This window comes from Methylocaldum sp., from assembly GCF_039794385.1.
In the GTDB taxonomy this organism is placed as follows: Bacteria; Pseudomonadota; Gammaproteobacteria; order Methylococcales; family Methylococcaceae; genus Methylocaldum.
In genome coordinates this window covers 1-6,911 of sequence record NZ_JBDIVO010000252.1, presented here as the reverse complement: position 1 = coordinate 6,911, position 6,911 = coordinate 1, and the positions used below count along the sequence as shown (strand labels likewise).

The 6,911-nt window shown below is 59.4% G+C and carries 5 protein-coding genes; 4 read left to right on the top strand and 1 reads right to left on the bottom strand.

Going from position 1 to position 6,911, the window contains the following annotated elements; all coding sequences use genetic code 11:
* From ABJK70_RS17810 to ABJK70_RS17800, 3 genes are all read left to right on the top strand, one after another.
* On the top strand, positions 1-661 hold a 661-nt coding region (locus ABJK70_RS17810; RefSeq protein ID WP_347258643.1), incomplete at its 5' end, for an ATP-binding protein.
* Entirely contained in the window at positions 658-1,122 is a 465-nt protein-coding gene (locus ABJK70_RS17805) for a response regulator (protein ID WP_086133062.1), read from the top strand. The genes ABJK70_RS17810 and ABJK70_RS17805, both read left to right, overlap by 4 nt.
* Positions 1,112-2,794 (top strand): ATP-binding protein, encoded by a 1,683-nt coding sequence (locus ABJK70_RS17800; protein ID WP_156879472.1) that lies wholly within the window; start codon positions 1,112-1,114, stop codon positions 2,792-2,794. Before ABJK70_RS17805 ends, ABJK70_RS17800 begins: the two co-directional genes overlap by 11 nt.
* Positions 2,795-3,059: 265 nt before the next feature.
* Here the strand turns inward: ABJK70_RS17800 and ABJK70_RS17795 are convergent, their stop codons facing one another.
* Positions 3,060-3,719 carry a hypothetical protein gene (locus ABJK70_RS17795; protein ID WP_205780626.1) on the bottom strand — a complete coding sequence of 220 codons (660 nt, stop codon included), beginning with the start codon at positions 3,717-3,719 and terminating at the stop codon, positions 3,060-3,062.
* A 188-nt stretch (positions 3,720-3,907) separates the two neighbouring features.
* On the opposite strand from ABJK70_RS17795, the gene ABJK70_RS17790 reads away from it, so the two are divergent.
* The gene (locus ABJK70_RS17790) at positions 3,908-6,583 is read left to right on the top strand and encodes a cation-transporting P-type ATPase (RefSeq protein ID WP_347258642.1); all 2,676 of its coding nucleotides are present in this window, start codon (positions 3,908-3,910) and stop codon (positions 6,581-6,583) included.
* The last annotated feature ends 328 nt before the right edge of the window (positions 6,584-6,911 follow it).

Here is a 6,911-nt window from a genome sequence, read left to right as displayed (position 1 = left end):
GCGGTTCATTTACACCGCCTCGCACGATCTCAAGAGTCCCTTGATTACCATCCAGGGATTTTCAGGCATGCTGGAACAAAGCGCGACGCGGGGAGATTTCGAGCGTATGCGCGGAGACATCCGGCGAATTCGTGCGGCGGCGAGCCGAATGCAGACCTTGCTGGAAGATCTGCTGGAGCTGTCTCGCATCGGCCGCGTCGCGAATCCGCCCGAAAAGGTCTCGATGCGCGCTCTCGTCCATGAGGCGGTCGAGCTTGTCAGGGACCGGCTTTCCGGGCGTAAACTGCGGACCGAGATCAGCCGCGGTCTGCCCGACGCGGTCGGCGATCCGAAGCGGATCTTCGAGGTGTGGCTCAACCTGATCGAAAACGCCGTCAAATTCATGGGTGACCAGGATGAACCCTTGATCGAGATCGGCGCGGAAGCAAGAGAAGGAGAAATCGTCTATTTTGTACGTGACAACGGTATCGGAATCGAGCCAAGCTACCATACGAAGATCTTCGGCCTGTTCGAGCGGCTCGATCCCAATACGGAGGGTACCGGAATCGGACTGGCGATCGTCAAGCGAATCGTCGAGGTGCACGGCGGAAGTCTCTGGGTAGACTCGGAAGGTCAAGGGCTGGGTTGCACGTTTTATTTTTCCCTGAGGGATCCAGCATGAAGGGAGAAGTCCTGAATATCCTGTTGGTCGAAGACAATCCGGATCATGCCGAACTGGTCATCCGCTGTTTTCAGGAACACCGCGTGGCGAACCGGATCTATCATGTCAGCCAGGGCGCGGAAGCCTTGGATTATCTGCTGCGACAGGGCGCGTATGCCGATCCGCAAACCAGCCCGAGGCCGCACGTCGTCCTGCTAGACCTCAACCTTCCCCGCATCAATGGCATTGAAGTCCTGGGTAGAATCAGGGCATCGCCGTCCATTGCGAATCTGCCGGTCGTCATTCTCACCACCTCACGAGCCGAGCAAGACATCGCCAGAGCTTACGGCCAGCATGCCAACAGCTATCTCGTCAAGCCCGTCGATTTCGAGAATTTCACCCGGATGATGGAAGATCTGGGCTTTTATTGGCTGGCCTGGAATCACTACCCCTGGTCCGACCGAACTGTTCATGAAACCTGAGCCATCCGCAGCCGCGCCGATAGCCGACACCATCCTTCACATCCTTTTGGCCGAGGATGATACTAGCCACGCCGAGCTCATACAGAGAGCATTCGAGGCTCAAGGCGAACCCGTTCGTCTGACGGTGGTACGCCATCTCCGCGAGGCGCGGGAGGCGCTTGCCGTCGCCCTACCGGATCTCGTGATCACCGATTTGCGGCTGCCCGACGGGAAAGGTACGGAGCTTTTGCCGCAGGAAGGCTCGAATACGTCTTATCCGGTCATCGTTATGACCTGCTACGGGAACGAGGCGATCGCAGTCGAGGCGATGAAGGCCGGGGCTCTGGATTATCTCGTCAAGTCCGAGGCCACCCTGTCCGCCATGCCGCATATCGTCAAGTGCACCTTGAGCAAATGGCATGAGATTATCGAGCGGAAGCGGGCTCAGGAAGCATTGCGCCAAGCTTACGCCGAACTGGAAACGCGGGTGCAGGAGCGCACCTCCGAACTGGTGCAAGCCAATGAAACCTTAAGGCGGGAGATCGTCCAGCGCGCGCGGGTGGAGCGGGCGCTGCGCGAAAGCAAGCAGCGATTCCGCGCCCTAGCCGAGACAGTGCCGGATATCGTCTTCACGGTTTGTCCGGATGGGCGGGTCGACTACACCAACCCGCGCTTTCATGAATTCACCGGACAGCCGTGCGACTCAGAAAAGGGCTTCAGCTGGATGCGGGCTCTGCATCCCGAAGAAGTGGAACCCGTCAATGAACGCCGAAAGCATTGCCTCCAGACCGGCGAACCTTACGAGATGAAGCATCGGCTCCGCCATCGAGACGGCGAGTACCGGTGGGTGATGTGTCGCGCCCAACCGATCCGCGACGAGGCCGGCCACATCATCAAGTGGTTTGGCTCATGCTCGGATATCGACGATCTGATACAGGCCCAAACATCACTCCAAGAAGCCGACCACCGCAAGAACGAATTCTTGGCCATGCTGGCCCACGAACTGCGCAACCCCTTGGGCCCGATTCGAAATGCGGTGGAACTCCTGCGGCGGATCGGTCCGCAACATCCGCAACATCAATGGGCGGAGGATGTAATCGATCGGCAGACGGCCCATCTGGTCAGGTTGGTGGATGACCTTCTCGACGTTTCCCGCATCACGCGCGGCAAAGTGGAACTCAAAAAAGACACGATCGAGCTGAGCGATATCGTGGCCCGCGCCATCGAGGTCACGCGACCTCTCCTTGATGAACGGAAACACGCCTTCACCGTCACTCTCCCCTCCGCTCCCGTATACCTGGAGGGCGACAGCATCCGGCTGATCCAAGTCTTGGGCAATTTGCTGAACAATGCCGCCAAATACACGCCGAAAGGGGGCGCCCTCTGGCTCACCGCAAATCGGGACGGCTCCGACATCGAGCTTCGCGTGCGGGACACCGGTCTCGGCATACCGGCCGAGATACTGCCCCAGGTCTTCGATCTCTTCACCCAGGCCGAGCGCACGCTCGATCGATCCCAAGGCGGTCTCGGCATTGGTCTCACGATCGTCCGCCGCTTAGTGGAATTGCACGGAGGAACCGTGTGCGTCTCCAGTCCCGGTCCCGGCCAAGGCAGCGAATTTGTGGTCCGCTTGCCCGTGCTGCCGGAACTCTCACCTACCGACACGCTGCCCAAAAAGCCCATACGCTTGTAGGGACTCCCGCTTCCCGTATCCCTCTCTGGTCGGTGTCAGAGAGCCCGATAGGTAGGTCGGCAATCCCTTCCCAATCGCAAACGGTTGCTTTAGTCGCGACCCTTCCAATCGCGGCCTGCCCGTTTCAACAAGGTCCGAGCCGCGACCAAAAAGAAAACCGGCAGACGGCTCCGTCGAGCTCATCTGCCGGCTTCGGGAAAATCGCCGGGAGTCTTTAAAAAAGCTAAAGCATCCCGGCCGAAAGGCTAAAGTCGATTACACCGCATTACTGCTGCGCCGGCTGCTGTTGGTCGGAGCTGCTGTCGGAGGGAGATGCGCCGGAACCGGAAGGCACATGCTCGCCATGCCCGCCGTGCCCACCACGGCTGACGCCGCCGCCGCTCTGGCCGGGACCCGCACCGCCGCCACCCGCTGCCGCGCTCGCGCCTTGGCGCTGGCGCAAGCCGATCGCGCCGCCGGACGCCTTGGCGATGTTCGCTTCGGTCAAGCCGCCCAAGGTCATGGCCGAATCGACCACGATGGTGGTGACGTCGGTGATGTCCATACGGTCGGCTAGTGAACTGGTTACCACGGCCTTGACCGGACCGCGACCCGGCGCCGGATTGTTCGGAGTGGCGGTCAGCACGATGGGATACGCAGTGCCCGCGGGGACGGTAATCGAGTACTGGTTCGAGGTGCTCGTAACCTCCGTCGTCGTCACTAACTGACCGTTCTTGTCCCGCACTTCGATCTTGGCATCCGTAACGGGACCGTGTTGATCCTGAACGTTCCCGCTGATTTTCGCTTCCGACATGGCCGGCGCAGAAGAACTGCCGCCGGGACCGGCATCGCAGCCGGCCAATAGCCCAGCCACGGCGATAGAGAAGGCGCAAAAACCATTTCTCAGAACAGAAAAGCGAGTCTTATCGAATTGTTGATTGGTCATACTCTGTAAACCGACTGTTTAGTTGAGTGGGTTCTAACTGTCCGCGTATTGAAACATCGGCGTGATAGCGCGGGGTTTATAGCATATAAGTTCTTTTTCTGTACATATTTCGGCCGCTTGACGAAAATCCGCGAAATTGCCTACGGCGGCCAAGGCGTTTGCTGGATCGGTTCACCCCAAAAGGCGGCATGAAAATCCATCATCTCCAACCCGATCAGGCCTTGACAAGCCTTCATACTCAACCCGAAGGGCTAAGTGAAACCGAAGCGGCCCGCCGGCTCCGTGAATATGGTGCCAACCGGCTTACGGAGTTCGAGCGGGAATCCGTCGCACTACGCTTCGCCAGGCAGTTCACTCACTTTTTCGCCCTGCTCCTCTGGCTTGCCGCGGCATTGGCGTTTTTCGGGGATTGGAAAGCGCCGGGGGAAGGCATGGAAACTCTGGGTTTCGCCATTATCGGCGTGATCCTCGTCAACGGGCTGTTTTCGTTCTGGCAGGAATACCGGGCCGAAAGAGCCATCGCCGCGCTGCAAAAGCTCCTGCCGCTGCAAATCAAGGTGATGCGCGAAGGCAGCGTGCGCCTTGCGGATGCTTCGGACATCGTGCCGGGCGATGTGATCCTGCTGCAGGAAGGCGACAACGTACCCGTCGACTGCCGGGTTCTGGAGGCTTTTGCCCTGAGGGTGAACAACGCCACGGTAACCGGCGAAGCCTTACCCCAAGCCAGAGACGCGCAGCCCTCGGCGACGGACGAGCTCATTCACGCTCGCAATGTCCTGCTGGCGGGCACCGCCGTCGTCTCCGGCGAAGGCCGGGCGGTGGTCTTCCACACCGGCATGCACACCGAATTCGGCAAGATCGCCCACCTCACTCAAACGGCAGGCGAACCCGTTTCCCCTCTCCAAAACGAAATCCTCCGCCTGAGCCGGATCGTCGGCATGCTTGCCGTCTCATTGGGCATCGTCTTCTTTTTCATCGGGCGGGCGGCCGGCCTGTCGTTTTGGCAGGATTTCATCTTCGCCATCGGCATCATCGTCGCCAACGTACCGGAAGGCCTGCTGCCCACGGTTACCCTCTCCCTCGCCATGGCCACCCAGCGCATGGCCAAACGCAATGCCTTGGTACGCCACCTGCCATCGGTCGAAACATTGGGCTCGGCCACCGTCATCTGCACGGACAAGACCGGCACCCTGACGCAAAACCGCATGGCGGCGAGACAAATCTTCTTCGGCAATGAAGTCTGTCATCCGGAAGATATCGACGAACAACTCGCTGCAACCTACCCGAGACTTTGGGAGTGCGCGCGCAACTGCCAGAACCTCAAGGAAACGAGCCGCGACGGAAAGCGGGAGCTACTCGGCGATCCCATGGAGATCGCGCTGGTGCGGATGGCGGAACGGTTCCTGAACGATACCGCCGCCTATCCGAAAATCGACGAGATCCCTTTCGACACGGACCGGAAGCGCCTTTCGATTTTGAGCCGCACGCCGGAGGGGAACCGGCTGTACGCCAAAGGCGCCCTGGAAACCGTGCTGCCGCTGTGCTCCGACGTGCAGATCGGCGAAGAAATCGTGCCGCTGACCGAGGAAATGCGCCGCCGGTTTGTCTATGCCCAAGAAACGATGGCGGAACGCGGACTTCGCATCCTCGCCTTTGCCCATCGCGAAATCTCGGATACCTATAATCACGATCGATTGGAAGAGAACCTGATACTGACCGCCCTGGTCGGCCTCGAAGACCCGCCCCGTCCCGAGGTACCGTCCGCCATCGAAAAATGCCTTCAGGCAGGCATCAAGGTCATCATGGTCACCGGCGATCACCCTCACACCGCCAAGGCGATCGCCCGGGAAATCGGTCTGCTCCGCGGCAATCACCCCCACGTGATCACCGGCGACGAATTGCGGCGGCTCTCCAACACGCAGCTACAGCTCGCGCTCGACAAAGAAGAAGTCATCTTCGCCCGGCTCGGCGCCGACCAGAAGATGCGCATCGTCGACGCCCTGAAACGCAAACGGCACGTAGTGGCGGTGACCGGCGACGGAGTCAACGACGCCCCGGCGCTCAAGACCGCCGACATCGGCATCGCCATGGGCATTGCCGGAACCGACGTGGCCAAGGAATCCGCCGACATGATTCTCCTGGACGACAATTTCGCGAGCATCGTCAGCGCGATAGAGGAAGGGCGGGCGGTATTCGGCAATATCCGCAAGTTCATGTCCTACATACTCACGTCCAACATTCCCGAACTCGTGCCTTACCTCGCTTTCGCCCTGTTCAGCATTCCGCTGCCCCTGACCATCATCCAGATTCTGGCGGTCGACCTCGGCACCGATATGGTGCCGGCCCTGGGACTCGGAGCGGATCGCCCGGACCCCGTCTGCATGAAAAAGCCGCCCCGATCGGCCAGGGAAAAACTGCTCACCTGGCCGTTGCTCACGCGTGCCTACCTGTTCCTCGGAGTTCTCGAAGCCCTCGCCGCCATGGCGGCCTTTTTCTACGTGCTCCATGGAGCCGGCTGGCAGTACGGCCAAACCTTGGCCCGAGACAACCCGATTTATCTCCGAGCCACCACGGCCTGTCTGTCGGCCATCATCGTCATGCAGGTGATGAACGTCTTTCTGTGCAAACATCCGGACCGCCCCCTGTTCCGCTCTCCCCTTTTCAACAACCGATTAATCCTGGTCGGCATTCTGCTGGAAATCGCCTTGATCCTGTTCATCGATTACACGCCTTGGGGCAACAACATCTTCGGCACCGCGCCCATAGAGCTCGACGTCTGGCTGTTTACTCTGCCGTTTGCATTGGGAATGTTGTTGATGGAGGAAATGCGGAAGGGACTGGCGAGATTAATGGCGGCGCCCTAAACCGGTGGCAGAATCGTACACCGTTTCGAAAGCGCGCGGGTTAGGCATCGATCTTATTCCATTCGGCATTCGAGTGACCATTAATTGTAGGTGGGTTAGCGGAGCGTAACCCACCATCGATGGGTTTCGCTTCGCTCTACCCATCCTACAAAATGAATGCCTTATTGAAAGCGATTTGGAATTAACCCACCAAACAGCCGCGGTCTCTGCGGCTCTGCGGAACGAAATGCCGATTGCCCGGTAAGTCAGAAATTCTTTCGTTGCCGTGAAGCGGTTTTTGCTCTACTGACTCTTTCGGAGCGATAGATGAAACGCATGCCCATAATGA

Excerpts from the sequence above, each read along its gene's own strand:
- ABJK70_RS17805 (WP_086133062.1), top strand. The coding sequence starts at position 658 with ATGAAGGGAGAAGTCCTGAATATCCTGTTGGTCGAAGACAATCCGGAT.
- ABJK70_RS17800 (WP_156879472.1), top strand. The coding sequence starts at position 1,112 with ATGAAACCTGAGCCATCCGCAGCCGCGCCGATAGCCGACACCATCCTT.
- ABJK70_RS17795 (WP_205780626.1), bottom strand. The coding sequence starts at position 3,719 with ATGACCAATCAACAATTCGATAAGACTCGCTTTTCTGTTCTGAGAAAT.
- ABJK70_RS17790 (WP_347258642.1), top strand. The coding sequence starts at position 3,908 with ATGAAAATCCATCATCTCCAACCCGATCAGGCCTTGACAAGCCTTCAT.